This is a genomic window from Granulibacter bethesdensis CGDNIH1, from assembly GCF_000014285.2.
GTDB classification, from domain to species: Bacteria; Pseudomonadota; Alphaproteobacteria; order Acetobacterales; family Acetobacteraceae; genus Granulibacter; species Granulibacter bethesdensis.
In genome coordinates this window covers 962,764-989,612 of sequence record NC_008343.2, presented here as the reverse complement: position 1 = coordinate 989,612, position 26,849 = coordinate 962,764, and the positions used below count along the sequence as shown (strand labels likewise).

22 protein-coding genes and 1 tRNA gene are annotated in these 26,849 nt (G+C 58.7%); 11 read left to right on the top strand and 12 right to left on the bottom strand.

Features of this window, described 5'->3' with window-relative positions:
- Positions 1 to 150 precede the first annotated feature (150 nt).
- The 6 genes from tkt (at position 151) to pgl (ending at position 9,270) form a co-directional block, all read left to right on the top strand.
- Positions 151 to 2,247 carry a transketolase gene (gene tkt / locus GBCGDNIH1_RS16755; protein ID WP_043452750.1) on the top strand — a complete coding sequence of 699 codons (2,097 nt, stop codon included), beginning with the start codon at positions 151 to 153 and terminating at the stop codon, positions 2,245 to 2,247.
- A 4-nt stretch (positions 2,248 to 2,251) separates the two neighbouring features.
- Complete coding sequence (locus GBCGDNIH1_RS16750; RefSeq protein ID WP_011631562.1) at positions 2,252 to 5,089, top strand: bifunctional transaldolase/phosoglucose isomerase; 2,838 nt, start codon at positions 2,252 to 2,254, stop codon at positions 5,087 to 5,089.
- A gap of 104 nt (positions 5,090 to 5,193) precedes the next feature.
- Positions 5,194 to 6,171, top strand: a complete 978-nt coding sequence (gene gnd, locus GBCGDNIH1_RS16745) for a phosphogluconate dehydrogenase (NAD(+)-dependent, decarboxylating) (RefSeq protein WP_011631561.1) — start codon at positions 5,194 to 5,196, stop codon at positions 6,169 to 6,171.
- Between the two features lie 5 nt (positions 6,172 to 6,176).
- Positions 6,177 to 7,733, top strand: coding sequence for a glucose-6-phosphate dehydrogenase (zwf, locus tag GBCGDNIH1_RS16740; RefSeq protein ID WP_011631560.1), 1,557 nt, complete (start codon positions 6,177 to 6,179; stop codon positions 7,731 to 7,733).
- Complete coding sequence (locus GBCGDNIH1_RS16735; RefSeq protein WP_011631559.1) at positions 7,730 to 8,533, top strand: Cof-type HAD-IIB family hydrolase; 804 nt, start codon at positions 7,730 to 7,732, stop codon at positions 8,531 to 8,533. The genes zwf and GBCGDNIH1_RS16735 overlap by 4 nt, the downstream gene beginning before the upstream one ends.
- Positions 8,530 to 9,270 (top strand): 6-phosphogluconolactonase, encoded by a 741-nt coding sequence (gene pgl / locus GBCGDNIH1_RS16730; protein WP_011631558.1) that lies wholly within the window; start codon positions 8,530 to 8,532, stop codon positions 9,268 to 9,270. Before GBCGDNIH1_RS16735 ends, pgl begins: the two co-directional genes overlap by 4 nt.
- A 111-nt stretch (positions 9,271 to 9,381) precedes the next feature.
- On the opposite strand, the gene GBCGDNIH1_RS16725 is transcribed toward pgl, so the two are convergent.
- Together GBCGDNIH1_RS16725 and GBCGDNIH1_RS16720 are read right to left on the bottom strand one after the other, a co-directional pair.
- A tRNA-Glu gene (locus tag GBCGDNIH1_RS16725) sits at positions 9,382 to 9,457 on the bottom strand.
- Positions 9,458 to 9,520: 63 nt separating this feature from the next.
- The gene (locus GBCGDNIH1_RS16720) at positions 9,521 to 9,826 is read right to left on the bottom strand and encodes a hypothetical protein (protein WP_011631557.1); all 306 of its coding nucleotides are present in this window, start codon (positions 9,824 to 9,826) and stop codon (positions 9,521 to 9,523) included.
- Between the two features lie 50 nt (positions 9,827 to 9,876).
- Here GBCGDNIH1_RS16720 and GBCGDNIH1_RS16715 point away from each other — a divergent pair, with 50 nt between their 5' ends.
- Both GBCGDNIH1_RS16715 and rpoH read left to right on the top strand, forming a co-directional pair.
- Positions 9,877 to 10,869, top strand: a complete 993-nt coding sequence (locus tag GBCGDNIH1_RS16715; protein ID WP_011631556.1) for an RluA family pseudouridine synthase — start codon at positions 9,877 to 9,879, stop codon at positions 10,867 to 10,869.
- Positions 10,870 to 11,105: 236 nt separating this feature from the next.
- On the top strand, positions 11,106 to 12,029 hold the full coding sequence (gene rpoH, locus GBCGDNIH1_RS16710; RefSeq protein WP_408606543.1) for an RNA polymerase sigma factor RpoH: 924 nt from the start codon (positions 11,106 to 11,108) through the stop codon (positions 12,027 to 12,029).
- 75 nt (positions 12,030 to 12,104) lie between these two features.
- Here the strand turns inward: rpoH and GBCGDNIH1_RS16705 are convergent, their stop codons facing one another.
- Entirely contained in the window at positions 12,105 to 13,394 is a 1,290-nt protein-coding gene (locus GBCGDNIH1_RS16705) for an adenylosuccinate synthase (protein WP_011631554.1), read from the bottom strand.
- A 132-nt stretch (positions 13,395 to 13,526) separates the two neighbouring features.
- Positions 13,527 to 14,738 carry an ATP phosphoribosyltransferase regulatory subunit gene (locus GBCGDNIH1_RS16700; protein WP_011631553.1) on the bottom strand — a complete coding sequence of 404 codons (1,212 nt, stop codon included), beginning with the start codon at positions 14,736 to 14,738 and terminating at the stop codon, positions 13,527 to 13,529.
- Between the two features lie 257 nt (positions 14,739 to 14,995).
- Here GBCGDNIH1_RS16700 and GBCGDNIH1_RS16695 point away from each other — a divergent pair, with 257 nt between their 5' ends.
- Positions 14,996 to 15,655, top strand: coding sequence for an exopolysaccharide biosynthesis protein (locus tag GBCGDNIH1_RS16695; protein ID WP_011631552.1), 660 nt, complete (start codon positions 14,996 to 14,998; stop codon positions 15,653 to 15,655).
- On the top strand, positions 15,652 to 16,545 hold the full coding sequence (locus GBCGDNIH1_RS16690; protein WP_011631551.1) for a lipid kinase: 894 nt from the start codon (positions 15,652 to 15,654) through the stop codon (positions 16,543 to 16,545). The genes GBCGDNIH1_RS16695 and GBCGDNIH1_RS16690 overlap by 4 nt, the downstream gene beginning before the upstream one ends.
- A gap of 53 nt (positions 16,546 to 16,598) precedes the next feature.
- Here GBCGDNIH1_RS16690 and GBCGDNIH1_RS16685 read toward each other — a convergent pair whose 3' ends face one another.
- The 5 genes from GBCGDNIH1_RS16685 to ybaL form a co-directional block, all read right to left on the bottom strand.
- The gene (locus GBCGDNIH1_RS16685) at positions 16,599 to 16,934 is read right to left on the bottom strand and encodes a hypothetical protein (RefSeq protein ID WP_011631550.1); all 336 of its coding nucleotides are present in this window, start codon (positions 16,932 to 16,934) and stop codon (positions 16,599 to 16,601) included.
- A gap of 155 nt (positions 16,935 to 17,089) precedes the next feature.
- Positions 17,090 to 17,578, bottom strand: a complete 489-nt coding sequence (locus GBCGDNIH1_RS16680; protein WP_011631549.1) for a hypothetical protein — start codon at positions 17,576 to 17,578, stop codon at positions 17,090 to 17,092.
- A gap of 80 nt (positions 17,579 to 17,658) precedes the next feature.
- A complete protein-coding gene (locus tag GBCGDNIH1_RS16675; RefSeq protein WP_025286350.1) occupies positions 17,659 to 18,270 on the bottom strand; it encodes a peroxiredoxin in 612 nt (203 codons plus the stop codon).
- A 118-nt stretch (positions 18,271 to 18,388) separates the two neighbouring features.
- Positions 18,389 to 19,585 (bottom strand): phosphoserine transaminase, encoded by a 1,197-nt coding sequence (locus GBCGDNIH1_RS16670; protein ID WP_011631547.1) that lies wholly within the window; start codon positions 19,583 to 19,585, stop codon positions 18,389 to 18,391.
- Positions 19,586 to 19,791: 206 nt separating this feature from the next.
- The gene (gene ybaL, locus GBCGDNIH1_RS16665) at positions 19,792 to 21,564 is read right to left on the bottom strand and encodes a YbaL family putative K(+) efflux transporter (RefSeq protein ID WP_011631546.1); all 1,773 of its coding nucleotides are present in this window, start codon (positions 21,562 to 21,564) and stop codon (positions 19,792 to 19,794) included.
- A gap of 105 nt (positions 21,565 to 21,669) precedes the next feature.
- Between ybaL and GBCGDNIH1_RS16660 the strand changes: the two genes are divergently transcribed.
- The gene (locus tag GBCGDNIH1_RS16660) at positions 21,670 to 22,344 is read left to right on the top strand and encodes a pyridoxamine 5'-phosphate oxidase family protein (protein ID WP_011631545.1); all 675 of its coding nucleotides are present in this window, start codon (positions 21,670 to 21,672) and stop codon (positions 22,342 to 22,344) included.
- An 11-nt stretch (positions 22,345 to 22,355) separates the two neighbouring features.
- On the opposite strand, the gene GBCGDNIH1_RS16655 is transcribed toward GBCGDNIH1_RS16660, so the two are convergent.
- The 3 genes from GBCGDNIH1_RS16655 to GBCGDNIH1_RS16645 are packed head-to-tail and all read right to left on the bottom strand — an operon-like array spanning position 22,356 to position 26,812.
- Positions 22,356 to 23,042 (bottom strand): MOSC domain-containing protein, encoded by a 687-nt coding sequence (locus tag GBCGDNIH1_RS16655; protein WP_011631544.1) that lies wholly within the window; start codon positions 23,040 to 23,042, stop codon positions 22,356 to 22,358.
- Positions 23,043 to 23,049: 7 nt separating this feature from the next.
- Positions 23,050 to 26,499, bottom strand: coding sequence for a transcription-repair coupling factor (gene mfd, locus GBCGDNIH1_RS16650; RefSeq protein ID WP_011631543.1), 3,450 nt, complete (start codon positions 26,497 to 26,499; stop codon positions 23,050 to 23,052).
- Between the two features lie 13 nt (positions 26,500 to 26,512).
- A complete protein-coding gene (locus GBCGDNIH1_RS16645; protein ID WP_011631542.1) occupies positions 26,513 to 26,812 on the bottom strand; it encodes a succinate dehydrogenase assembly factor 2 in 300 nt (99 codons plus the stop codon).
- Between the last annotated feature and the right edge of the window lie 37 nt (positions 26,813 to 26,849).

Sequence of the window (26,849 nt, the reverse complement as noted above, 5' to 3'; positions counted from 1 at the left end):
AGGGATGGAACGCTTCTCTTCGTTCGACCGTTCACTGGGAACCCGTCATGCTGCTCCGGCACGCTGATAAGTGGTCTGCTACCTTCCCGGTCGCATCGCTCTGCTCTATTGGCCTGACATCGACATATTACGCGGAAGAGGATTGCCTTGATGGACACGCACCACCCCGATACTCGCGATACGGTTGCAATCAATACCATCCGTACCCTGGCGATGGACGCGGTCCAGAAGGCCAATTCCGGGCATCCTGGTACACCCATGTCCATGGCCCCTGTGGCCTATACACTGTGGCAAAATCACCTAAATTTTGATCCGACGGACCCGATCTGGCCGAATCGCGACCGTTTCGTACTGTCCATCGGTCACGCATCGATGCTGCTCTACGCGCTGTTGCACCTTACCGGCACCGAATCTGTCGACAATCAATACAATACATCCGGCCAGAAAGCGGTGACACTTCAGGATATCGAGCAATTCCGCCAGATGAGCAGCAAGACGCCGGGGCACCCCGAATATCACCATACCAGCGGTGTGGAGACCACGACCGGCCCGCTGGGTCAGGGCGTCGCCAACAGCGTCGGAATGGCCATTGCCGAGAAATATCTCGCCGCCCGCTATAATCGTCCCGGCTACACTTTGTTCGACTACACTATTTATGCCCTGTGCGGCGATGGCGACATGATGGAGGGTGTTTCTGGCGAGGCAGCTTCACTCGCCGGTCATCTCAAGCTTGATAATCTGGTGTGGATCTATGACAGCAACCACATCACGATCGAGGGCCGCACCAATCTGGCCTTCGGTGAGGATGTCGCCGCGCGGTTTGCCGCATATGGATGGGATGTCCATACTCTTGACGACGCCAACGACACTGCGAAGCTTGATGCGCTGCTAAGCCATATCCGGAGCGCCAAAACCGGCAAGCCGGCCTTTATTCTGGTTCACAGCATCATTGGCTGGGGTGCCCCTCACAAGCAGGATACGCATGAAGCTCATGGCTCCCCGCTTGGCGACGAAGAAATCAAACTCACGAAGAAGTTTTACGGCTGGCCGGAAGATGCCAAATTCCTTGTGCCGGACGGCGTTTACGAAACATTCGCCAATGGAATCGGTGCACGCTCTGCCCGTCTGAACAAGGAATGGCGGGCGCTGTTCGCCCGCTACCGCGCGGAATATCCCGATCTCGCCAACGAAATCGATCAGATCGAGAAACGAACCCTGCCGGAAGGCTGGGATAAGGACATTCCGGTCTTTGAAGCCGATGCGAAAGGCATTGCCACCCGTCAGTCCAGCGGCAAAGTGCTGAATGCCGTTGCCAAGCATATTCCCTGGCTGCTGGGAGGTTCGGCCGATCTCGCCCCCTCCACCAACACGCTGCTGACTTTCACGGATACGGCCGGTGAGAATGCGGGGGGAAGCTTCTCGGCTGAAAACCGCCTCGGCCGTAATTTCCACTGGGGTATCCGTGAGCACGCGATGGGGTCAGCGATCAACGGTATGGCGCTGTCAAAGCTGCGACCTTACGGCTCCGGCTTCCTGATCTTCAGCGATTACATGCGCGCTCCAATCCGTCTTGCCGCGCTGATGGAAATCCCGGCGATCTGGATTTTCACCCATGACAGCATCGGCGTAGGCGAAGATGGCCCGACCCATCAGCCGGTCGAACAGTTGATCGGCCTGCGCTCCATTCCCGGCAATATCGTGCTTCGCCCCGCCGACGCGAACGAGGTCGCAGAAGCATGGCGCACCCTGATCCCGTTCCAGCATCAGCCGGTCTGTCTGATCCTGTCGCGTCAAGCCCTGCCGACTGTAGATCGTAACAAATACGCATCTGCCAGCGGTGTCGCCCGTGGCGGCTATATTCTGGCTGACACGGATGGCGCCCCGGATGTGATCCTGATCGGCACCGGCAGCGAGGTGCAGCACTGTATCGCCGCACATGAAACCCTGGCTCAGGAAGGCATCAAGGCCCGCGTCGTTTCCTTGCCAAGCTGGGAACTGTTCGAGCGTCAGGATCAGTCTTATCGCGACACTGTCCTGCCTCCCTCGATCAAGGCCCGCGTTACCATCGAACAGGGTGCGACATTCGGATGGGAACGCTATGCCGGTTCTGAAGGCACGGTGATCGGGATGCACACTTTCGGAGCCTCTGCCCCGCTGGCAGAGCTGCTGAAACATTTCGGCTTTACCCCGCACGCCGTGGCCGAAGCCGCGCGCGAGCAGGTCAAAAAACACGCGAAAGCACGGTGATATCATGAGCGAAACCAAGAACCCCCTCGCCCAGCTCAACGATCACGGGCAATCGCCATGGCTGGATTTCGTCAGCCGCTCCCTGCTGGAAAGTGGGGAACTGGTGAAGCTGATCGAGCGTGACGGTGTACGCGGCGTCACTTCCAACCCCAGCATTTTTGAAAAAGCCATCGGCCAGAGCACGGAATACGATCCGCAGTTGAAGGAAACGCTCGACCGCGGCGATCTGGACATTTCCACGCTTTATGAAACGCTGGCGATCACCGATATCAGCCATGCTGCCGATCAGCTCTATCCAGTGTGGGAGCAGACGAAAGGTCAGGACGGCTATATCAGCCTCGAAGTATCCCCCTATCTGGCCCTGCGCACCCAGGATACGATCGATGAGGCCCGCCGGCTGTGGCAGACCGTCGACAAGCCGAATCTGATGATCAAGGTGCCAGGCACGGAGGCAGGCGTACCCGCCATCGAAACGCTGATCGCCGATGGCATCAATATTAATGTCACCCTGCTATTCTCGCTGAAAGCTTACGATGCGGTCGCCTGGGCCTATATCAAGGGTCTGGAGGCACGCGTCGCAAAGGGGGAAGACATCTCCCACATTGCCAGCGTCGCCAGCTTCTTCGTCAGCCGCATCGACGCCTCTGTCGAGAAAGAAGTCGAGCGCAAGCTGAAAGCCGGAGAAGGCGATGCCGATGTTCTGCGCAGCCTGCAAGGCAAAGTCGCCATTGCCAACGCAAAAATGGCTTATCAGCACTATAAGAAACTGATCGCCGATCCGCGATGGAAGGCACTGGAAGCCAAAGGCGCCCATCCGCAGCGTCTGCTCTGGGCCTCCACCGGCGTCAAGAGCAAGGATCTGCCGGATACGCTCTATGTCGAGACCCTGATCGGCGCCAACACGGTCAATACCATGCCGCCCGCGACCATGGACGCCACCCGCGATCACGGCAAAATTGCAACCACGATCGAGGACGATCTGGAAGCCGCACAGAAAACCCTGCACGACCTCGCCGCACAGGGCATTTCCCTCGATCAGATCACCACTGATCTGGTGGTCGATGGCGTACAGCGTTTCGCTGATGATGCCGACAAGCTCTACGGTGCCGTGGCCCAACGTCGTGCCCAGTTTTTCGATGGTGAAGCCACCCGTAGCGTCATCTCTTTCGGCTCTGACGCGCTGAAAAAAGATGTCGAGACCGAGACCGAAACCTGGCGTCACGACGGCCTGATCCGCGCCCTGTGGCGGGGTGAAAAGACTTTGTGGACCAATGCCGATGAAGACAAATGGATCGGCTGGCTGCACATCGTCGAACAGGAACTGGCTGATGCTGCAACGCTGACCCGCTTTGCTCAGCATGTCCAGGAAGGTGGTTATACCGATGTCGTGCTGCTCGGCATGGGCGGTTCCAGCCTTGGCCCCGAAGTGCTGAGCAAGACTTTCGGACAGCGCAGTGGCTGGCCGATTTTCCATATGCTCGACAGCACCGATCCGGCGCAGGTGAAGGCGATCCGTGATGCGGTGGCGTTGCCGACCACCCTTTTCATCGTCTCCAGCAAATCCGGCAGCACGCTGGAGCCGAATATCTTCAAACAGTATTTCTATGAAGCAGCGGGCAAGAACGGCCGTCATTTCGTCGCGGTGACCGATCCCGGCTCCCATATGGAAGAGGTTGCCCGACAGGATGGGTTTGCCGACATCTTCCATGGCGTGAAGAGCATTGGCGGACGCTACTCCGTGCTCTCCAAATTTGGTCTGGTGCCGGCAGCGGCTATCGGCATCGACGTTCCGGCTTTCCTGTCGAAAACGCTTGAAATGGTTCATGCCTGCGGTCCTTATGCACCTCCGGCACAAAATCCCGGGCTGCAACTCGGTCTTGCTTTGGGCGTCGCGGCGACAAAATACAAACGGGACAAGGTGACGCTGATCGCCTCCCCCGGCATTGCCGATATCGGCGCGTGGCTGGAACAGCTTCTGGCGGAATCGACCGGTAAGCAGGGCAAGGGGCTTATCCCTGTTGCCGATGAACCTCGTCTTGATCCCACCGCTTACGGGAATGATCGTTTCTTTGCCTATATCGCTTTGAAAGACGGTGAAGATGCTGAACAGGCTGCCTTTGTGGCGGCTCTGGAAAAAGCCGGGCATCCGGTGGCGCGTCTGACCGTTCCCAGCACGCTGCATATCGGGCAGGAATTCTTCCGTTGGGAAATTGCGACAGCCGTTGCCGGCGCCATCCTCGACATCAATCCGTTCGATCAACCAGATGTCGAAGCCAGCAAGATCAAGACACGCGAACTGACCGCCTCGGTTGAAAAAACTGGCTCTCTGCCTGAAGAAAAGCCGTTCTTCACTGGTGAGGGCATTGCTCTCTATGCCGATCCGCGCAATGCGGCAGCATTTGGCACCCCCACCAGCCTGGCAGCAGCGCTGAAGATCCATTTCGACCGGATCGGCAGCGGTGATTATGCCGCGCTGCTGGCCTATATCGAGCGTACCGAGGCCCATGAAGCCGCGATGCAGGATATCCGGGCACAGATCCTGAACGCGAAGCATGTGGCAACCTGCCTCGGTTTCGGTCCCCGTTTCCTGCACTCTACCGGACAGGCCTATAAAGGTGGCCCGAACAGCGGTGTGTTCCTGCAAATCACCACCGAAGATGCGCAGGATCAACCCGTTCCCGGCCAGAGCTACGGCTTCAGCATTGTCAAAGCGGCTCAGGCACGGGGGGATTTCGATGTACTGGCCGAGCGTGGGCGCCGCGCCTTGCGGGTTCATTTCACCAGCGGTGTCGAAAGCGGTCTCACGACACTTGCGGACGCAGTCAGACAGGCGCTGTCCTGATCTGATTGTTTATTACGCCTGCGCATAAGACCAAGCCTTATCGATTGTCTGCCCCGGCCATTCTCTACACCGGGGCAGACCAAAACCAGAAGGACTGACGAACCATGCAGATCGGCGTTATCGGACTGGGCCGTATGGGCGGCAATATCGTGCGTCGCCTGATGCGGGACGGACACAAGACTGTCGTCTATGACCGTGCCGCGGATGTCGTGTCCAAATTGTCAGATGAAGGTGCAACCGGAGCATCCTCCCTGTCCGATCTCGTCTCCAAACTGGATACGCCGCGCACAGTGTGGGTCATGCTACCGGCGGGGGAAATTACGGAAGCCACCATCACCGAACTTTCCTCTTTGCTCAGCAGTGATGATGTCATCATTGATGGCGGCAACACTTTCTATAAAGACGATATTCGCCGCGCCAAATCCCTGCGCGAAAAAGGCATTCATTACGTCGATGTGGGCACATCCGGTGGCGTATGGGGGCTGGAGCGTGGCTATTGTATGATGATCGGTGGGGATAAGCCGGTTGTAGAGCGGATCGATTCTGTTCTGAAAACGCTGGCCCCCGGTATCGGTACGATCGAGCGCACGCCGCATCGCGAAGGGTTCGATGCCCGTGCCGAGGAAGGCTATCTGCATTGCGGGCCGGCCGGGGCAGGCCATTTCGTCAAGATGGTCCATAATGGCATCGAGTACGGAATTATGCAGGCTTATGCTGAAGGCTTCGATATTCTGCATAACAAAAACTCCCCCGAACTGCCGGAAGATGAGCGATTTGAGCTGAACACCACCGATATCGCCGAGGTCTGGCGGCGAGGCAGCGTGATTTCCTCCTGGCTGCTGGATCTGACCGCCATGTCACTGGCACAGCATCCGACACTGGATAATTTTTCCGGCTCCGTCTCCGATTCCGGTGAAGGTCGTTGGACCATCAATGCAGCCATCGAGGAAGCCGTACCGGCCCCTGTACTGAGTGCCGCACTGTATACCCGCTTCCGCTCCCGCGAGGAGCATAGCTTTGCGGAGAAGATGCTCTCCGCCATGCGCTTCGGCTTCGGGGGCCATGTCGAGCAGAAAGGCTGATCGTCATGTCCTCCATTCCCAAAATGGGCTGCACGCGGGCGCAGGCTGAAACCAACAGCACGGTGTTCCAGCCCGCCCCTGCCTGCGACATGGTTATTTTCGGGGCAGGTGGTGATCTGACGAAACGTCTGGTGACCCCGTCACTCTACAGTCTGGCAGCATCAAAAATGCTGCCGGATGATTTTCGGGTTGTGGGCGTCGATATCGCCGATCTGGATACGGAAAGCTGGCGTCAACAGCTGACCGACATGATCCATTCTTTTATCGGCAAAAAAGGTGTCGAATTCGAAACAGATTCTATCGACGAAGATGCCTGGAAATGGCTGATGGATCGCTTCACCTATGTTAAAGGTGATTTCTCCGACAGTCAGACATTTAAAAATCTGGGGCAGTCTCTGCGTGATGGCAACCGTCTGTTCTACCTCGCTGTTGCAGACAGATTTTTTGCGCAGGTTATCGAACAGCTTGGCTCCGCCGGACTGACCGAGCAAAAAGATGAAGGGCCATGGCGGCGTGTCATTGTCGAGAAGCCTTTTGGCCATGATCTTGGATCAGCACAGGATCTGAATAAAAAAATCCTTGGTATTCTGAAGGAAAATCAGGTTTACCGGATTGATCATTTTCTGGGCAAGGAAACCGTCCAGAACATCATGATGATGCGCTTTGGAAATGGCGTGTTCGAAAATCTGTGGAACAACCACTTCATTGAACATGTGCAGATTACCGCCGCTGAAACGGTCGGTGTTGAAAAGCGTGGCGGCTTCTACGACCATGCCGGTGCCTTGCGGGATATGGTGCCCAACCATCTGTTCCAGCTGCTGGCTGTAACGGCGATGGAGCCTCCCGTTTCATTCGATGCGGATGCAGTGCGGTCCGAAAAAGCCAAGGTGCTTCAGGCTGTTCGTCTGATGGCCGAGGAAGATGTGGCCGACAATGCCGTCCGCGGCCAGTACGGTCCAGGCACCGTAAAAGGCGCAGACGTTCAGGGATATCGTTCCGAACTGAATGTGGATCCGCATTCAGCCACTGAAACGTTCGTCGCCATCAAGTTGATGATCGACAACTGGCGCTGGGGCAAGACGCCTTTCTATCTGCGCACCGGCAAGCATATGAGCGAACGCTGCACCGAAATCGTGCTGCAATTCCGGCGCCCTCCGTTCACGCTGTTCCGTGACACCGGGATCGAAAATTTACCGCCCAACCAGATTGTCATTCGCATCAGCCCGAATGATGGCATGTCGATTGATTTCAACGCCAAAGTTCCCGGGCCGACCGTGCAAGTGAAACAGGTATCGAGCGATTTCCGGTATTCTGATTTCTTCGAACGTCGTCCGACGACCGGCTATGAAACGCTGATCTATGACTGCATGATCGGCGATGCCACGCTGTTCCAGCGTGCCGATTTCGTCGAGGCAGGCTGGAGGATCGTGCAGCCCATTCTGGATGCATGGGCCAGGCAGACGCCTGATTTCCCGAACTACGCATCCGGCAGCAATGGCCCGAAAGAAGCCGATGATTTGCTGGCGAAAGACGGGTTCCAGTGGAGGGATCTTAATTCATGAGCCAGAATATCCGGCTTGTTCTGAGCGATGTCGATAATACACTCGTCACAAAACAGAAAGTTCTGACCCCGCGAGCAATCAAGGCGGTGCAGGCGTTGCGGGACAAGGGGATCAAATTCGCCGTAACCAGTGGTCGCCCTCCGATCGGGATGCGGATGCTGTTTGAACCCCTCACCCTTGATACGCCGATTGCGGGCTTCAATGGTGGCATGATCACCGATACCGCGCTTCATCCCATTCTGGCCCGCACTCTCAACCCGAATGCTGCGAAGCAGGCTGTCGAGATGCTGGAAGAGGCCGGTCTGGATATCTGGGTTTACACGGAGAAGCAGTGGTATCTGCGCAATCCCGATGCCGCGCATGTAGAACGGGAAGCCTGGACCACACAATCCGATCCAGCCGTGACTGACGATCTGTTTTCACTCCTGAACGACACTGTGAAGATCGTGGGCGTCAGCGATGATGGTGAACGCGTCAAAAGCGCTGAACGGCATATCAAGACCACACTCGGCAATCAGGCGTCAGTCAATCGTTCACAGCCCTATTATCTCGATATCACTCATCCCGATGCCAACAAAGGCGGCGTGGTGCGTTATCTCGCTGAATATTACGGCATTGAGCCTGCGCAGATCGCGGTCATCGGCGATTCAGCAAATGATGTGGAAATGTTCACGGTCGCCGGATTCAGCATTGCCATGGGCCAGGCGGATGATGAGGTTAAGGCGGAAGCCAGCGCCGTCACCAGCTCTGTCGAGGATGAAGGGTTCGCGAAAGCGATGGAGGAGCATTTTCTCTCATGACCAATCCCGGTGCGGCTGCATTGCCAGGACAACTCGTCGTGCTGGATACGGCACAGGCTCTTGCTGACCATGTTGCCGCGTGGCTGGCCGAGCGTATCCAGAAATCTCAGGCCCCGGTGCGTATCGCGCTGTCTGGCGGATCAACCCCCCGGAAACTCTATCAGACGCTTGCGCAGGCCCCGTGGAACAAGCAGATCGACTGGACCAGGGTGCATCTTTATTGGGGTGATGAGCGCTTCGTTCCGCATGATGACCCCGACAGTAACTTCCACATGACGAACGAAGCTTTGCTGTCCCATATCGACATTCCGCCCAGCAATGTTTTTCCCATTCCGGGAGAAGGCGATCCAGTCGTCATAGCTGAACGCTATGAAGCGAGGATGAAGGCGGATTATGGGACTGATACGCTCGATCCGGAAAAGCCGTTTTTCGACGTCGTGTTTCTGGGTCTCGGGGAGGACGGCCATACAGCGTCCCTCATTCCCGGCCAGCCCATTTTGAAAGAGCGCGAAAAATGGGTTGCCGCCGTATCGGAAGGCCGCCCGGAGGTCAGGATCAGCCTTACTTATCCCGCTCTGGAAAGTGCATCCGTGATCGCTTTTCTGGTGACGGGCAAAGGGAAGGCGGAGATTATCAAAGCTGTTCGTGAAGGCACCACCGACGTTCCCGCCACGCATCTATGCCCGCATGGTCAGGTGATCTGGTTTACCGCCGACGGAGCCGCCAGTCCCGAATAGAGGCTGGTGCCTTTAGGAACTGTTTAAACAAAAAGAGCATCTCTGATATTTAGATGGTCAAACCACCATCTAAAACATTTGTGGATAACTCAAAATATTTAATGATTTCAATGGCGTCCCATAGGGGATTCGAACCCCTGTTGCCGCCGTGAGAGGGCGGTGTCCTAGGCCTCTAGACGAATGGGACGAGGCATTGTGAGGGGCGCTCTATACATGCGGCCTCCTGCCAACGCAAGAGGCCGCCGCCCTATTATCTGGCTATCTCAGGAATCTGTGGGGCCAGAACGATCTGCGCGCGCACGGCACCGGTCGCCATATCGACGATCACCACGCGATCAGGGCCACCCCCTTGCAGATGGAGTGCCAGCCTCTTGTCGCTCAGCCCGACACTGGCAATGCGGGAACCGGACGGGGCCGGAACCGAGATGGATTGCGCGCCCTGCTGAAACCAGCCAGCACCGCCCATACGCTGCGGGATCAGGATGGCCAGAGCGACCACTCCCGCAATGATCAGAACACCCATCAGAATAACGGCGGCCTTCAGAAGCTGCTGCATGAACGTCCTTTGTCTTTCCTAAGCGATCATAATTGCGCTATCCGCGCCCCATGCCTGCCACCCCGAACGATCCAAGCCAAGCAGAAATAACGGTCTCCGCCGCCCCCGACGCAGTACCGGAGCGGATTGACCGCTTTCTGGCCATCCATCTGCCCGATATGAGCCGCTCCCGGCTGAAATCACTGATCGAGAGTGGCGCGGTCCACCGTGATGGGCAAAGTGTCCGTGGACCGGCTGAGATGGTGCGTCCCGGCAGCCTGTACCGGCTGCGTCTGCCCACCCCTGCTCCGGCCATTCCCATTGCTCAGCACATCGCCTTCCCGATCCTGTTCGAGGATGACGATCTGATTGTGCTCGACAAACCGGCTGGCATGGTGGTGCATCCGGCCCCCGGTAGTCCAGACGGCACGCTGGTCAATGCGCTGCTGGCCTATTGCGGGGAGAACCTGCCAGGAATCGGCGGAGAAAAGCGCCCCGGCATTGTGCATCGTCTGGATAAAGATACCTCCGGCGTCATGGTTGTCGCCAAGACGGAGTTTGCTCTGGCAGCCCTTTCAGCCCTGTTTGCGGCACGTGATCTGGAAAGGCTGTATACCGCGCTCGCATGGGGTGTCCTTACGCCCCGAGAAGGCGATATTGAAGGTGCCATCGGGCGCGACCCAAGAGATCGCAAGCGCATGGCCATTGTCCGTCATGGCGGCAAACCCGCACTGACCCATTACCGCGCCATGGCAACATGGTATGACGCTGTCACACGGATGGAATGCAAGCTTGCAACCGGGCGCACTCATCAAATCCGCGTGCATCTCTCCGCAAACGGACATCCCATCATCGGTGATCCGGTCTATCTGCGCCGCATTCCAGCCGTCGCAAAGAGTCTGGATCAGGATGTCAAAAACGCTTTGCTCGACTTTCCCCGCCAGGCGCTCCATGCCGGCGTGCTGGGGTTCAGGCACCCACGAACCGGTGAAAATCTGCGTTTCGAGACCCCATTGCCGGAAGATATGATGAGCCTCATCGATTTACTCGATCATAATTCATAGTTTATCATAATTTTAATGTTGACCGGACCAGATTGGTCCTTTATCTTTTTCACACAGACACGGTGCTGTGGGGTGCCCCACCGTGTCGGCCTGTCGTCTTTATCATTGCCTCATGCAGGGATGATGAAGCGACTATAAGGTCTTCCGGACACCCTTTCCGGTCTATCCTCCGGAACCGATGTGCCTTCTGCGCCTTATCATGGGCAGGACACAGCACATCGCCAGACGAAAGGAGCCTGTCCGTGGCCTCTGCCGTCATTAAAATCGCTCCTGAAGGCAACCTTTCCCGTTACCTTCAGGAAATTCGCAAATATCCCATGCTCACCCCCGAGGAGGAGCTGGACCTGTCGCGCCGCTGGCGTGACACTGAAGATATGGGTGCGGCCCATCGGCTTGTCACCTCCCATCTTCGTCTCGTCGCCAAAATTGCCATGGGTTATCGCGGCTATGGCCTTCCCGTTGGTGAACTCATCAGCGAAGGCAATGTCGGGATGATGCAGGCAGTCCGCCGGTTCGATCCGGATCGCGGCTTCCGTCTGGCAACCTATGCGATGTGGTGGATCAGAGCCGCTATTCAGGAATATATCCTGCATAGCTGGTCGCTGGTGAAAATGGGCACGACTGCGGCTCAGAAAAAACTGTTCTTCAACCTTCGCCGTCTGAAGGGGCAGATGCAGGCCATTGATGATGGCGATCTGAAGCCGGAGCAGGTGTCCAAAATCGCTACCTCGCTGAATGTGCCGGAGCAGGATGTGGTGCAGATGAACCGCCGCATGTCCGCCCCGGATCACAGCCTGAACGCTCCGCTGCGTCAGGAAGGCGAAGGAGAGTGGCAGGACTGGCTGGTCGATGATGCCGAGACACAGGAAACCGTGCTCGCGGATACTGAGGAATTGGGTGGCCGCAAAACCCTGTTGGCCAATGCCCTGAAAACCTTGAACGACCGCGAACGCCATATCCTGACCGAGCGTCGTCTGAAAGACGAGCCGACCACGCTCGAAGATCTGTCGCAGCACTACAATATCTCGCGCGAGCGGGTGCGGCAGATTGAGGTACGCGCTTTCGAGAAGCTTCAGAAGGCGATGAAAGCCGAAGTCATCGAACAGCGCCGCATAGCCGATCAGAAGGTCGAGGACTATCAACGCGCCACCGCAGCCTGATCGTCTTTCTTCTGCTTTCCACCCTAACACAGACAAGCGGCCCGGTTTTTCAACCGGGCCGTTTTTACAGGCGTCTCAACCCTCGAACGGGTCTTTCACCAGAATGGTATCATCCCGATCCGGGCTGGTGGAAAGCAGCGTGACCGGAACCTCGGTCAGTTCCTCGATCCGCCGGACATATTTGATGGCCTGCGCAGGAAGATCGGCCCATGAACGCGCGCCCTGCGTGGAGCCGGACCAGCCTTCCATCGACTCATAAACCGGCTTCGCTGCCGCCTGAGCCGCAGGAGAAGCAGGCAGACGCCGGAATGTCTCGCCATTGATCTGATAGCCGGTGCAGATTTTCAGCTCCGGCAGCCCATCCAGCACATCCAGCTTGGTCAGGGCCAGCCCCTGAATACCACCGACCTTCACCGCCTGCCGCACCAGCACCGCATCGAACCAGCCGCAGCGACGGCGGCGGCCGGTGACGGTCCCGAATTCATGGCCGCGATCACCAAGCAGTTCGCCGGTTTCGTCAAATAATTCGGTCGGGAACGGACCAGAGCCGACACGGGTGGAATAGGCCTTGGCAATACCGAGTACGAAATCGACCGCGCTTGGCCCCATGCCGGAGCCGCCTGCTGCTGTCGCCGCGATGGTGTTGCTGCTGGTCACAAACGGATAGGTGCCGTGATCGACATCCAGCATCACCGCCTGCGCCCCTTCGAACAGGATGCGCTGTCCGGCCCGCTTGATCTCATCCAGCCGTTCCCACACCGGTTCCGCATAAGGCAGAATTTTCGGCGCCAGCGCCAGAAGCTGATCGAGCAGCGCCTGCTTCTCGAAAGTTTCAGCACCCAACCCGGCCAGAAGGGTGTTGTGATGCAACAGCAGCTCGTCCAGCTTGGCGGACAGGGTTTCCGGCTCGGCCAGATCGGCGATACGGATCGCGCGGCGGGCAACCTTGTCCTCATAAGCCGGGCCGATGCCGCGGCCTGTGGTGCCGATCTTGCTGTCACCCCTCGCCTGCTCCCGCGCACGGTCGATAGCACCGTGCAGCGGCAGGATCAGCGTCGCATTATCGGCAATGCGCAAGGTCTCCGGCCCTACGGCCAGCCCCTGGGCGGAAACACGGGCGATTTCAGACAGCAGGGCCTCCGGATCGACCACCACGCCATTGCCGATGATGCCGAGCTTACCGCGCACCAGCCCGCTGGGCAGCAGGGACAGCTTGTAAGTCTGATCACCAACCACCAGCGTATGGCCCGCATTATGGCCGCCCTGGAAACGAACCACGACATCGGCGCGGCTGGCGAGCCAGTCCACGACCTTGCCTTTTCCTTCGTCACCCCACTGGGCGCCGATCACGGCAACATTGGCCATGCGCGTTACTCCATGAAATCAGGCAGGCTGCTCTATAACCTGCCATCCACAATGCGCTTGCGCGCTTAAAACACCACGCCGGTATGATCCTGACATATCATCGGGATCAGACCGGCAGGCAAAGAAGCAAAATCAGCTGCCCAATGCATCCGGCACAGCGACCAACGCACTGTCAGCAAGGACATGCACACAGCCCTGCTGCCGTGCCGCTACGAAGTGATCCGATGCATGAGCGCCGGCAACACCATCCAGGGCCGCCACCGTCACAAAGCCCTGACGCCGCAATGCCGCAGCGCGATCCGCATTGGCACCCACCGGAACATATACACGGACAGGGCGATGCTTGGAGGCGACTGCCCTCAGAATGGCTTCCGGATACAGGGTCAGGCCGGATGCTGATTCCGGACCTGCTTCCCCCTGACACATATAGCGGCCACCGCCACCCAACTCCTGCCCCACACCGGGCGCACCGCCTCCGGGGGCGTAAACCGTCATGCAGATACCGGTATGATAGCGGAAGCCACGGAATTCAACAGGATCGACCGTCAGGCGGAGATCAGGCGCACTGGCCTGGATTTCACCCACCGTTGCCGCCAGACGCTCGGCCAAAGCCTGTGCCTCATCCGGCAACGCGGCCCGTTGCAAGGCGGCGAGCGCACCGTCTGCTGGACCGGCCGATAACAGCAGATCACCCAGAATATCGGCGATAGCAGGCCCGACAATGCGATCGGCCTGTTTCTTCACCTCCGCCGCATCCTTGCGATCCAACGCATGCAGCAGGGGTTTCAGACTACCCTCTTCACGCCCGGCCTGCCCCAGTAGCACCGGCACCAGAGAAGGCAGGGTCAGATCGAAACTGACCTGCGTGAGGCCGGCTGCAGCCAGAGCTTCCCGTGCGACCAGAATAAGCTCCGCATCGGCAGAAGGCGTATCAACCCCGATCAATTCTATCCCGGCCTGAGAAACCTGACGGTCGGCGGAAAGGGAACCGGGGCTGACCCGCACACATTCCCCGGCATAGCACAGCCGCAACGGACGCGCAGCCTCGGCCAGCCTTGTGGTCGCGATACGCGCAATCTGGGGTGTGATATCGGGTCTGACCGCCATCATCCGATGGCTGTCCGGGTCCATCAGCCGGAAAGACTGATCTGATACAGCGCCACCCGCTCCGGCGAACAGGGTTTCTTCGAACTCTATCAGGGGCGGCTTGACCCGGCGATAACCATGCGCCGAGAAAACCCCCATCAGGGTCGCTACGCAAACGGCCTCTGCCTCCGCCTCGGGAGGCAACAGATCGCGCAGTCCCGACGGGAGCAGCGCCTTATTGGATGTGATGTCACTCATGCCGCCGGGGGCTATAGCATCCGTCCAGCACCATCAGGAAGGCAGGAGTTTGGCAATTCTCCTCTGTCCAGCAGAATTATAGGGTGAAATGTGCGGCTTCACTCTCGATGACAGCCCGAACCGCAGCCATTACCACTGCCATTGACCGTGATATCTGACAGGCCGATGCGGCAACCTGATGGTTCCAGAGTCGTTCCAGATTACGGAACCCCTTTACGGTCTCGTTACGATCCTCAACAGAAAGACCCGTTTTCATCGTGTCGCCATCGTCAGCCACGTCACCGCCCTCTCGCCCGCCCTCTGGCCCGCCCTCCCGTCAGAGTAATCTCGTCACAAATCTCTATGGCATCGTTGATGGCAGTGCCGATCCCACCAGCAGCCGGATCGGGCTTGGTGCGCTGTCCGATCATGCAGGCAGCAGCGGGCCGGGGTTGATCCTGTTGCTGCTTGGACTGGCCATGCTGATACCGGGACCTGCACCTGTTTTCGGGGGTGCTACCTGTATCATCTCCATCGGTCTGATGATTCGCGGGGATCATCTCTGGATGCCTGATTTTCTGCGTCGCAGAAGCATGGCAAGACACGATATCAATGCCGTCCTGAAGCGTCTGGAGCGGCCTTTGAACTGGCTGGGCCGTCACAGCAGGCCCGGCTGGCTTTGGGCCATGGACGGGATATGGCAGAAGCTGACCGGGCTTGCCTGCCTGAGCAATGCAATCCTCATTATCCTGCCGATTCCACTGGGCAATATGCTGCCCGCTTCCGCCCTGCTGGTCTCTGCCACCGGTGTTTTCGTTCGGGATGGACGTTGGATTGCGGTAGGCTGGATCATGGCTCTGGTAGCGCTGGTGGCCGATATTGCGCTGGTGATGCTCGGCTATACCGCCATCCTGCATCTGATCGGACTGGCATCATGAGTGATAAAGCCGAGGTTGCTCCACCACGGCGAGCCGCCCTGTTCATCAACAGGAAAAGCCGCAAGGGACGAAATGCGGCTGATCAAGTCATCGCCGCTTTGGAAGCCCAAGGGATAAAGGTCGAAATACCATCCTGCCAGGGGCCAGATGACATCAACCACAGTCTGCTCCACCTGCGCGACTCTATCGACTGTGCTGTGATCGGCGGTGGTGATGGAACGCTGAATGCCGCCGCCCCGGCTCTGATGGAGACACAGCTTCCCTTAGGCATTATCCCGCTGGGCACCGCGAATGATCTGGCACGAACACTGAATATCCCTGCCGACCCGGAGCAGGCGGCACGTATCATAGCACAGGGCAAGCAGCATCGGATTGATCTGGGTGAAGTCAATGGAGTGCCCTTTTTCAATGTCGCCAGTATCGGGTTCGGCGTCGCCCTGACCCGTGCGCTGACCAGCGACTCGAAAAAACGGTTTGGAATATTCGGTTACCCGATCGCAGCCCTGCGTGTCGCACGGCGCCTGCGTCCCTTTCATGCTGAAATCCGTCACGGTGGTACGACGACGGTCACTAAAACCCTTCATCTGGCCATCGGTAACGGACGCCATTATGGCGGAGGCATGACGGTCAGCGAAGATGCCTCCATCGATGATGGCAAGCTGGATGTATGGAGTCTGGAAGTTGACAGCGCATGGAGGCTGATCCGCCTGTTACCGGCCCTGTGGCGAGGAACCCAGGGACGCTGGCGTGAAGTCATAACCCTGTCAGAGGAGGCTCTGGAAGTACACACCAGACATCCTCGCAGTATTAATACAGACGGTGAGATCACAACACGCACGCCAGCCGATTTTATTGTCCGGCGTCGGGCAGTGCGCGTATTCGGGCCGTAAATAACATGGACCGGCATTCAAACAGGGCCGGTCCTGATGCTATTCTGCAGAAATTACTTTTTTGTCTTGCTTTCAGCTTCCTTGAAAGCCGCATTATATTTGCTGAAATTGTCCCAGATACCTTTCTGAATAGCGGCGGCGGATTTGCTGATGGCGTCCATTTCCGTCTTCGCCTCATTGCGGACACAGGTATTATAGGTCTGTGCATCTTTCTGGTACTGGTTCACCTTTTTTACGCTCTCGCCGTATTTAGCGTAGTTGCTGAGGTCGATGGCCGGGGCCGACGGCTCTGCCCCGCATTTCGATGGCTTCCAGCCCGTATCGGCGGCCTGCGCCATGGCAGGCAGAACGGAGACGGTGAGCAGAGCAAAAACGAATAGACGCATCATGACCTTACCTTTTCATGCCAGTGATGTTCCCGGCCACGGGAAACACCGTCCAGAGAGAATGCAAGCCGCAAACCGGGCCGCGTAGATAAAACGCGAAAGAGGTTTTAGCGCCAGCCCTCACCCTGCATATCGTCCTGCATCCAAAGCCGGTTTCTTCAAGGCAACTTCCGCTCCCAACCGGCAGAACCCTCCCGCAATTCCATGTGAGAGGCCAGCAGAATACGTCTTGTCATGGTCAGGGCACCTGCTCCGCTCAGCAGGCAGGCGGCACCCCAGTGTCCTCCATTATCCGGCACACCCCATCCGCCGGGAGATCCGACCAACATGAAAAAGACCCCCGATACTACCAGCAGGGCCGCCTTCGCCTTTAATCCGGAGCGCAGAGCAAGAAAGCCGAGAACAATAAAAACAAAATACAGGGCGATGGCTGATGCCCGTATCAGATTCTCCAGCCGGACCCCCAGCGTCGCCAACAGATCCATGGTATGGGATTGGACCGTTTCCACCAGTTCAGCCAGCATTACGAACAAGCTGCCAGGGTCAAGCGCGTAAATCGTCAGGGCGATCACGGCTCCGACAAACCACACGATCATCAAGGAACGGTTATCCATCGTCCACTCTACCCGCTTCTGAGTCTGTTTCATCAGGCGTCATCGCCGGACCGGATCAGGCCATTCCCGAAAAGCGGAGGATCATACCCGTTATCACGAACCCGCGTGAACCGTCAGTGTGACCTGACCTGTTCCTCATGGCCGGACGGGTGAGACCGCCATTGCTGCAAGGCATGCAGGGTGTTGGAAACATGTTTCTCTGGATTACCATCCGTATAGACGTAGATGATCCGACCAGGCTGTCCCGCAGCACCCGGCACGATCACGTATGAGGTACGGGTGGCATGCATGCTGAGCGCATCCGGAAGCACCTGATACTGCCTTAGCACAGCACGATCCGGATCCGCCGCCACCGGAAACTTCCCGCCACACGCGGACTCAGAGAACTTTTCAAGGGTTGTCAGTGCATCCCCAGATACCCCGATGACCGTGGCATGCTGGGCTTTGAAACGCGGCATGGCCTCAGCGAAATCATGGGCCTCCCGCGTACAGCCGGAAGTAAAAGCAGCCGGGTAGAAATAGACCACCACCGGACCGCTCCTGAGCGCCTCGGCCAAAGAAAAACGGAAGGTCTTTCCGGCCAGCGCAGCCTCCAGAGAAAAACCGGGGGCCTGCTGCCCTTCCGCCAGTTCCGCCTGCGCTTTATCAGGCAGACAGACCGTCAGCCCCGTCAGAGCCACCCATCCCGCAAGAAAACCGGGAGCCAACCAGGCCGGGAACTTCATACTGCCCTCACTGCTCAATCACATTGCTCGGCATGAACGCAGCAAACAGCGGGCCAGATGCATACCCCCTCCAGAGTTGCATCCGGCCCATTTGTTCAAACTTCTGAAGCGACTGCGATCAGGCAGCCTTTTGCACATATTCCGACTGCACCTGAGCATAGGCCCAGTCGATCCAGCCCAGCAGACATTCGACATCAGCCGTTTCAACGGTGGCCCCACCCCAGATGCGGAACCCGGCAGGAGCATCACGATAATTGGCGAAGTCGAACCCGGCCCCTTCCGCCTCAATCAACGACACCATCCGCTTTACCGCCGCAGCCTGTTCCACCACATCCAGCGCTGTAAACCACGGTGACACAGGACGAAGGGTGATGGAGGTCGTGGCGCGTGTAGCAGGGTTCTTTGCAAGAAAATCAATCCACGGGGTGCGAGCAACCCAGCGTTCCACCGCCGCGAAATTCGCCTGACTGCGCGCGATCAGCGCCTTCACACCACCGATATGCTCCGCCCATGCGATGGCTGACATCGCATCCTCGACGCAAAGCATGGAGGGAGTATTGATGGTCTCACCCTGGAAAAGACTATCAATCAACTGAGGCTTACCATCCGGACCGGGTTCAGTCAGGCGGAAAATCTTCGGCAGGGGGCGTGGCGGCTGGAAGGTCAGCAAACGCTCGACCGCGCGAGGCGACAACGCGATCATCCCATGCGCGGCTTCTCCACCCAGCACTTTCTGCCAGGACCATGTGACGACATCGAGCTTGTCCCATGGCAATTCCATCGCAAATGCAGCCGAGGTCGCATCGCAGATCGTCAACCCCTTGCGATCAGCCGGGATCCAGTTCGCATCAGGCATTTTCACCCCGGCTGCGGTACCGTTCCAGGCGAAGACGATATCACGGTTCAGGGCATCGACTGCGGATAGATCAGGCAGTTCACCCCATGGAGCGCGGAACAGCCGATAATCAGTCAGATTGAGCTGCGTGGCGACATCCACAGCCCACATTTCGGTAAAGGTTTCCCAGGCCAGCACGTCCACGCCACGCGCCCCGAGCATCGACCAGAGCGCCATCTCCACCGCCCCGGTATCGGAGGCCGGGACCAGCCCGACGATCCAGTCGGCCGGAAGCTCCAGCAGCGCGTGGCTGCGACGGATCACTTCGTTCAGACGGGCCTTCGGCGCGACCATACGGTGATTACGACCCAATAGGGATACATCCAGCGCCGCGAGCGACCAACCGGGATGCTTGGTGCATGGGCCGGAGGAAAATTGCGGATTGGCCGGACGCTGGACCGGCTTCGCTGAGAGAGCCATGAGAGGAAACGCTCCTTGTTACCGTACCTGGTCACCATGCTGACGCTTTTTGACCATAGCGGTCATTGGCATTGAACAAAGGCGACCTGTACAAAACAGGCTCTACTCTTCGTCACAAAGGCATGGTTATGCCAAAACCGAACGGCTGGGCTGCCGGAGCATGGATGCTGTCTTACCCCTGCCCCAGCTTCCTCCCCGATTGATGCTCAGACATCAGTCGGAGCAACAGCTGAAAAGCCGAGGCTTGGGGAGGCCTCGTCGGGGTTTTCATCGTGCCGGACCTCGACCGTTTCGGCCCGGTTCAGCATGGCAAGCGCAATTTCACGCTCCCCCATCACTACGAAATCAGCCCCGTATTCCTGAAGATGGCGGACTTCGTCATCGAAATGCGCGCGGCAGACGATCTCCAGATTCGGATTCCGCTGGCGGGCTTGCTCGACGATCTGCCCAGCCTCGAATGCGTTGGGGATCGCGATCAGCAGCAGCCTCGCTTCAGTCACATTGGCGAGATCGAGAACATTCCCACCGGCAGCATTGCCGAGGAACACATCCGCCCCATGATCGCGCAGGTTACGGGCAAGCTCGTTATTTTCCTCAATGACAACCAGCGGCTTGCCGCCTTCCAGCAGGGCGGCGGCAATCAGGCCACCGACACGGCCTGCCCCAACCAGAACAGCATGCTGCCGGAGGGTGGTTGGAACCGGCGTATCGTCCGGCTCTTCGCTCTCTGGCTGAGCGGGGATCTTGTCTTCTGTGGGCGTAGTCAACGCGCTTACTGTCTCCTGCTGAGCGGCTGCAACGGCCTGACGTCGCCGCTCATAGAAGGAAAACAGCAGAGGATTGAGGAAGATCGAGATGATGGAGGCACCCAGGATCATATCCTGTCCCTCCTTCGGCATCAGCCCCAGAGAAACACCGAGCGATGCCAGAATGAAGGAGAATTCGCCAATCTGCCCCAGCCCGGCGGCAATCATCATCGATGCACTCATGGACTGGCGAAGGGCGCGCAGGATCAAAAATGTCACCAGCGGCGTGCCAATCACAACCACCGCAACCGTAACCATCACCTCCACCGGCTGACGGATCAGGATAGACGGATTGACCAGCATACCAACGGAAACGAAAAACAGCACTGCAAACGCATCACGCAGCGGCAGGCTTTCCTCTGCCGCGCGTTGGCTGAGCTGACTTTCGCTCAGCACCACGCCGGCAAAAAATGCTCCCAATGCGAAGGAGACGCCGAACAGTTCAGAAGCCGTGAATGCAACGCTCAAGGCAATCGCCAGCACCGCCAGACGGAAAATCTCGCGCGAACCGGTATGCGCGGCATAGTGCAGCACCATGGGGATCACGCGCTTGCCGATCACCATCATCAGCACGATGAAAGCGATGACTTTGCCAAGCGTCAGACCGATGGTTTCCAGCAACGGCAGAACATCAATCTTTCCACCCTTCAGTACTCCGGTCAGTGCAGGCAGCAGCACCAGAATAAGGACAGTGACCAGATCCTGGATAATCAGCCAACCAATGGCATGACGCCCCTTGGCTGTTTCCATCAGGTGGCGGTCCTGCAGGGCACGCATCAGCACGACAGTACTGGCGACAGAAAGGCAGAAGCCAAAGACGATCGCCGCCCCCACCGACCAGCCGAACAATAACGCAGCACCAAATCCCAGCAGGCTGGTACAGGAAACCTGCAACAAGGCGCCCGGCACAGCAATATTTTTAACGGCCTGCAAATCCTTGACGGAAAAATGCAGCCCCGTGCCGAACATCAACAGAATCACACCGATTTCAGCCAGTTGCGAACTGAGTGTCTGATCCGCAACAAAGCCCGGCGTAAAAGGCCCCAGCGCCACGCCCGCCAACAGATACCCGACCAGCGGAGGCAGGCGCAGCCGATGCGCCGCTGTTCCAAACAGAAAGGCCAGACCGAAACCGATCACGATCATGGCAATCAGATTATTGTCATGCGCCATGATACGGCCCCCTGTTCTCGTTGCATTCTGAGTGTAACGTGCCAGATCGCAATGGGGCGAGATTTTACTTTGTCTTTTTTCCTCACCGGCTTGTGATAAAAAAATATGACCCGCACTGAACCTCCGGCAGAAAGCATGACAGCTCAGGATATTCAGTCTTCTGCTTCGACCAGCACCCGCCAGACTGTGTTTTCTCAGGCAACGGAGAACGCCCAGAAACGATTCGGCTCCTATCAGGCGCTCCGCCAGAAAACATTCCGATCCAGCATTGACCAGCCTCTTGCCGATTTCATTGCCGAACGGGACAGCTTTTACCTCGCGACCTCCAGCGCCAATGGACAGCCTTACCTACAGCACCGTGGTGGAGCAGTCGGTTTTCTGCGGGTTCTGGACAGTTCAACGCTGGGCTTTGCCGATCTGAAGGGAAACCGGCAGTACATCACCACCGGCAATCTGTCGGAAAATCCAAAATGCTGCCTGTTTCTGATGGATTATGAGGAACGCCACAGGGTCAAGATATGGGGTGAGGCTCGTATGGTTGATGACGACCCCGCTTTGCTGGACAGGCTGCGCGTCGATTCCTATGCCGGGCATCCGCTTCAGGCCTTTATCATGCATGTCACCGCCTGGGATTCAAACTGTGCGGCGCATATCCCGATCAAAATTCCCGTGCAGGCAATGGCTGCCCGCATTGCAGCGCTGGAAGCGAGAATTGCCGGGTTGGAAAAGGACAATTTCGATCTCTACGCACGATGCCGCGCGCTTGAAAACGAGGGCTGAGGATAAACGCTTCATCCATTCAGGCGGGATGACCAGTCCTCGACCACCCCGACTTCCAGCCGGCGCAGCACGGCGCGTTGCCAGCCTTCCGGCAGATGCGGCAGCGCGGCCATCTCCGACAGCTCATCCCGGTTCAGTGAATCGACATACAGCACGTTCCATACGCGCCGCAGCGTCCATTCTGGAGAGCGGCGTTCAAGAAGCTGGAACTGATCCCCGGCACGAATCATCCCTTCTTCCAGCACCCGATAATACCAGCCCGTACGCCCGGTTTCCTGCACACGCAGCGCCATTTTTCTGAGGCCGAAGCGTGCATTCAGCTTCCAGCAAGGCTGACGCGACTGCGAGACCTCCAGCAAGGCACCCCCAAGGCGGAACACATCCCCAAGCGCCACATCCTCCTCCATGATACCGAGGGAGGATAAATTCTCGCCAAAGCCGCCGGGACGCAGCAAAGGGTGTTCCCCTTCTTCCTGTCGCCACATGGCATAATGCTCGACCGGGTAGTGATGCAGCGCCTTGTCGGGGCCGCCATGCACGCGGCGATCCGCCTGATCGTCCTCAGCGAACCCGTTCCGATATGCCTGCAAGGCCCCCGCAACCGGGCGCTTGTCGATCGCGCTCGGCACCTGCCGCTCCCCCAGTGGAGCAGAGCGTCCAACCAGAACATGCAGTAGGGAGCCATTCGGATGTTTCATCCGCAGATCATGCCGCCTGCGCCTGTTGCGTCAAGCGAACAAGATTGCCCAGCAGGGTTTTCGCAACCTGCACACGCTCTGCCACAGTCATGTCGTAGACCAGCGCCAGCTTGTGATCAGGCCGCAATTTGAGGCCCTGCCCCGGAACACCCCCCGGTCCCTGAACACTGGCGAGCCAGGCGATCAGACCGGCCGGGTTGGCAAAATGATTGCCCCGGAACTGTACCACCATGCCTTTCGGCCCGGCCTCCAGCTTCTCCACCCCGGCCAGACGGCACTGCCGTTTGAGCGATACCACCTGAAGCAAGTTTTCGACCTCCTCCGGCATGGGGCCGAACCGGTCCACCAGTTCCGCCGCCATGGCTTCGGTCTCCGCATCCGATGCCAGCGCACCGATGCGACGATACAGGCCAAGGCGCACCGGCAGATCGCGCACATAGGTTTCCGGGATCAGCACCGGCAGACCCAGACCGATATTCGGCGTCCAGTCGCGTGCCGACTCCCGATGGCTGGCATGGCGCATATCAGCGACCGCATCTTCCAGCATCTGCTGATAAAGCTCGATCCCGACCTCGCGGATATGGCCGGACTGTTCGTCACCCAGCAGATTACCCGCACCGCGAATATCCAGATCGTGGCTGGCAAGCGTAAAGCCTGCCCCCAGCGTATCCAGCGTCTGCATCACTTCCAGCCGCTTTTCCGCCGCGACCGACAGACGATGCGCCTGCGGCCAGGTCAGGTAGGCATAGCCACGCTGCTTGCCACGCCCGACCCGTCCGCGCAGCTGATAAAGCTGCCCCAGACCGAACATATCGGCACGATGGATGATGATCGTGTTCACCGCCGGCATATCCAGCCCGCTTTCGACGATATTCGTCGCCAGCAGAATATCGTGCTTGCCGTCACCGAATTCGGTCATCACCCGCTCAAGCTCGGTGGGGGCCAACTGCCCATGCGCGGTGATCAGCTTCGCCTCCGGCACGATTTCCGCCAAACGTTCCGCCATACGGCCCAGATCTTCCAGACGCGGGCAGACACAGAAAACCTGACCACCCCGGAAACGCTCGCGCTGGATCGCCTCCCGGACCACCACGCTGTCGAATGGCATGATGAAAGTGCGCACCGCCAGCCGATCCACGGGCGGTGTCGCGATGATGCTCATCTCCCGCACCCCGGACAGGCTGAGCTGAAGCGTGCGCGGGATCGGCGTTGCCGTCAGCGTCAGCACATGCACATCGGCCCGCAATGCTTTCAGCTTCTCCTTGTGGGAGACCCCGAAATGCTGCTCCTCATCCACGATCACCAGGCCGAGATCGGCAAACTGGACCGTCTTGGCCAGCAGCGCATGCGTGCCAACCACGATATTCACCGAGCCATCCGCCAGCCCCGCCCGCACCTGGCTGGCTTCCTTGGCCGTGACCATGCGGGAGAGCTGGGCAACCGTCACCGGCAGTCCTTCGAACCGTTTGGCGAAGGTCCGGTAATGCTGCCGCGCCAGCAGGGTGGTCGGCACCACCACCGCCACCTGTGCGCCCGTCATCGCCGCCACGAAAGCCGCCCGCAAGGCGATCTCGGTCTTGCCGAACCCGACATCGCCGCAGATCAGACGATCCATTGGACGCCCGGAAGCCATATCCTCCAGCACATCGGCGATGGCCCGCGCCTGATCCTCCGTCTCCGCGAATGGAAAACGGGCACAGAACTCATCCCACGCGCCTTCCTGCGGGGTCAGCATCGGTGCTTCACGCACCTTACGCTCCGCGGCGATCCGGATCAGCTCTCCGGCCATATCGCGGATACGCTGCTTCATCTTCGCCTTGCGGCTCTGCCAGCTGACGCCGCCGAGCTTGTCCAGCGCCACACCCGCCGTTTCCGCACCGAAACGGGACAGCATCTCGATATTCTCGACCGGCAGGAACAGCTTGTCGTTACCGTCATACAGCAGGCGCAGACAGTCATGCGGCGCACCACTGACCGTCAGCGTCACCAGCCCGTCATAGCGACCAATGCCGTGATCCTGATGCACCACCAGATCACCCTCGGCGATTTCGGTGGCCTCGGCGATAAACTGGTCCGCTCTTTTGCGCTTGCGCGGCGGACGGGCGATACGCTCGCCCAACAGATCCTGTTCGCTGACCACACCGATTTTTTCGGCCAGAAATCCGCGTTCCAGCCCCAGCACCACCATCGCCGCCGTATCGAAGGGCAGGTTGCGCGCGCCCTCGAACGTTCCGGCGGTCTCTGCCTTTATGCCGTTCTCACGCAGCAGATGCATCAGCCGCTCGCGGGAGCCGCGCGACCATGCGGCCACGATCAGTCTCCGGCCATCTTTCGCCCATTGCTGGGATGCATCCCGCAATTGCTGAAAGGAATTGCCGCCTTCAGTCGCGGCTGTTTTCGCGAAGAGCGCACCGGAGCGGCCACCGCCATCCACGCCCTGTGCTCCATCCGGCCGGTCGAACACGGAAAAAATCACCGGCTGCCGCGGATTGATCGCCGCATCCCATTCGGCACGGGTCAGATAGAGCCGCTCCGGTGACAAGGCCCGATAGGGTGTTTCGCCCTCCCGCACCGGAGCATGGCGGGCATGAAAATGATCCTCGATCATCTCAAGACGGGATTGCAGAACATCCTCGCCCTGATGGTCCAGACTCACCACCGCGCCGGGCACATAGTCCAGAAGGGTTTCCATGCTTTCGTGAAACAGGGGTGCCCAATGCTCCATACCGGCATGACGCCGCCCATCGGAAATGCTCAGATAGATCGGATCCTGCGCCGCGTCCTGACCGAATACCTCCCGCCAGGCAGTGCGAAAACGGGTAATACTGTCCTTGTCGAGGGGAATTTCGCTGACCGGTCGCAACACCAGCCGCTCCACCGCCTCACCGCTGCGCTGGGTAGTGGGGTCGAAGCGGCGGATGCTTTCAATCTGATCGCCGAACAGGTCGAGCCTGATCGGCTCAGCCTCACCGGAGGGGAAAATATCGACGATTCCACCCCGCAGAGCGTATTCCCCGGCCTCCATGACCGTGCCGGCGCGCACATAGCCGTGCTGGTCCAAAAACCGCGCCATCTCATCCGGGTCGGCCAGATCGCCTACCCCCAGATCAAGCCCCGTGCCATGAAACTGGCCCCGTGGCGGCACACGCTGCACCAGCGCATTGAATGTCGTCAGCACGATTCGCGGAGAATCAGGCATCTCCGCCAGCCGCGCCAGCGTGGCAACACGTTCACTGACCAGCTCCGGATTAGGGGAAACACGGTCGTACGGCAGACAATCCCAGGCGGGGAAAGTCAGCACCTCGACCTTTGGCGCAAAAAACCGCAGCGCCTCGGCCAGACGCGCCACACGGGCATCATCCCGCGCCACATGCACGATCACCCCACCCGTCTCCTGACGGCGGCGATTGATCAGAACCGCATCCCAACCCTCGGGAGCACCGTAAACTGTCAGCATCGCGGGTCTCCGTTCAACGTCCGGCGGCGTCCTTCATCGCACGGAGCAAAGAGGTGTCATGATCCGGCGGGATCGGCCTGCGCCCGGTCAGCCAGTCCGCAAGGTCAGGATCGGGCAGATCCATGATTGCTTCCAACGCATCCAGCTCCGCTTCGGAAAACTGTTCCAGACGGGCCGCGACATAACCGCCAATCAGAATGTCGTTCTCATGCGTGCCACGATGCGTGGCACGGAACAGCAAACGACGGCGTCGTGATTCCAGAGCGGGATCAGGAACAGGGGAAAGATCGGAAAGGGGGGTTTCATGGACCATCAGGCCGGTTCATATAGCCGCATGGCAGGTTTTGTCA

Bases quoted from the DNA above. Each gene is read 5' to 3' on its own strand.
- tkt (WP_043452750.1), top strand. From the start codon at position 151: ATGGACACGCACCACCCCGATACTCGCGATACGGTTGCAATCAATACC.
- GBCGDNIH1_RS16750 (WP_011631562.1), top strand. From the start codon at position 2,252: ATGAGCGAAACCAAGAACCCCCTCGCCCAGCTCAACGATCACGGGCAA.
- gnd (WP_011631561.1), top strand. From the start codon at position 5,194: ATGCAGATCGGCGTTATCGGACTGGGCCGTATGGGCGGCAATATCGTG.
- zwf (WP_011631560.1), top strand. From the start codon at position 6,177: ATGTCCTCCATTCCCAAAATGGGCTGCACGCGGGCGCAGGCTGAAACC.
- GBCGDNIH1_RS16735 (WP_011631559.1), top strand. From the start codon at position 7,730: ATGAGCCAGAATATCCGGCTTGTTCTGAGCGATGTCGATAATACACTC.
- pgl (WP_011631558.1), top strand. From the start codon at position 8,530: ATGACCAATCCCGGTGCGGCTGCATTGCCAGGACAACTCGTCGTGCTG.
- GBCGDNIH1_RS16720 (WP_011631557.1), bottom strand. From the start codon at position 9,826: ATGCAGCAGCTTCTGAAGGCCGCCGTTATTCTGATGGGTGTTCTGATC.
- GBCGDNIH1_RS16715 (WP_011631556.1), top strand. From the start codon at position 9,877: ATGCCTGCCACCCCGAACGATCCAAGCCAAGCAGAAATAACGGTCTCC.
- GBCGDNIH1_RS16705 (WP_011631554.1), bottom strand. From the start codon at position 13,394: ATGGCCAATGTTGCCGTGATCGGCGCCCAGTGGGGTGACGAAGGAAAA.
- GBCGDNIH1_RS16700 (WP_011631553.1), bottom strand. From the start codon at position 14,738: ATGAGTGACATCACATCCAATAAGGCGCTGCTCCCGTCGGGACTGCGC.
- GBCGDNIH1_RS16690 (WP_011631551.1), top strand. From the start codon at position 15,652: ATGAGTGATAAAGCCGAGGTTGCTCCACCACGGCGAGCCGCCCTGTTC.
- GBCGDNIH1_RS16685 (WP_011631550.1), bottom strand. From the start codon at position 16,934: ATGATGCGTCTATTCGTTTTTGCTCTGCTCACCGTCTCCGTTCTGCCT.
- GBCGDNIH1_RS16680 (WP_011631549.1), bottom strand. From the start codon at position 17,578: ATGAAACAGACTCAGAAGCGGGTAGAGTGGACGATGGATAACCGTTCC.
- GBCGDNIH1_RS16675 (WP_025286350.1), bottom strand. From the start codon at position 18,270: ATGAAGTTCCCGGCCTGGTTGGCTCCCGGTTTTCTTGCGGGATGGGTG.
- GBCGDNIH1_RS16670 (WP_011631547.1), bottom strand. From the start codon at position 19,585: ATGGCTCTCTCAGCGAAGCCGGTCCAGCGTCCGGCCAATCCGCAATTT.
- ybaL (WP_011631546.1), bottom strand. From the start codon at position 21,564: ATGGCGCATGACAATAATCTGATTGCCATGATCGTGATCGGTTTCGGT.
- GBCGDNIH1_RS16660 (WP_011631545.1), top strand. From the start codon at position 21,670: ATGACCCGCACTGAACCTCCGGCAGAAAGCATGACAGCTCAGGATATT.
- GBCGDNIH1_RS16655 (WP_011631544.1), bottom strand. From the start codon at position 23,042: ATGAAACATCCGAATGGCTCCCTACTGCATGTTCTGGTTGGACGCTCT.
- mfd (WP_011631543.1), bottom strand. From the start codon at position 26,499: ATGCTGACAGTTTACGGTGCTCCCGAGGGTTGGGATGCGGTTCTGATC.
- GBCGDNIH1_RS16645 (WP_011631542.1), bottom strand. From the start codon at position 26,812: ATGGTCCATGAAACCCCCCTTTCCGATCTTTCCCCTGTTCCTGATCCC.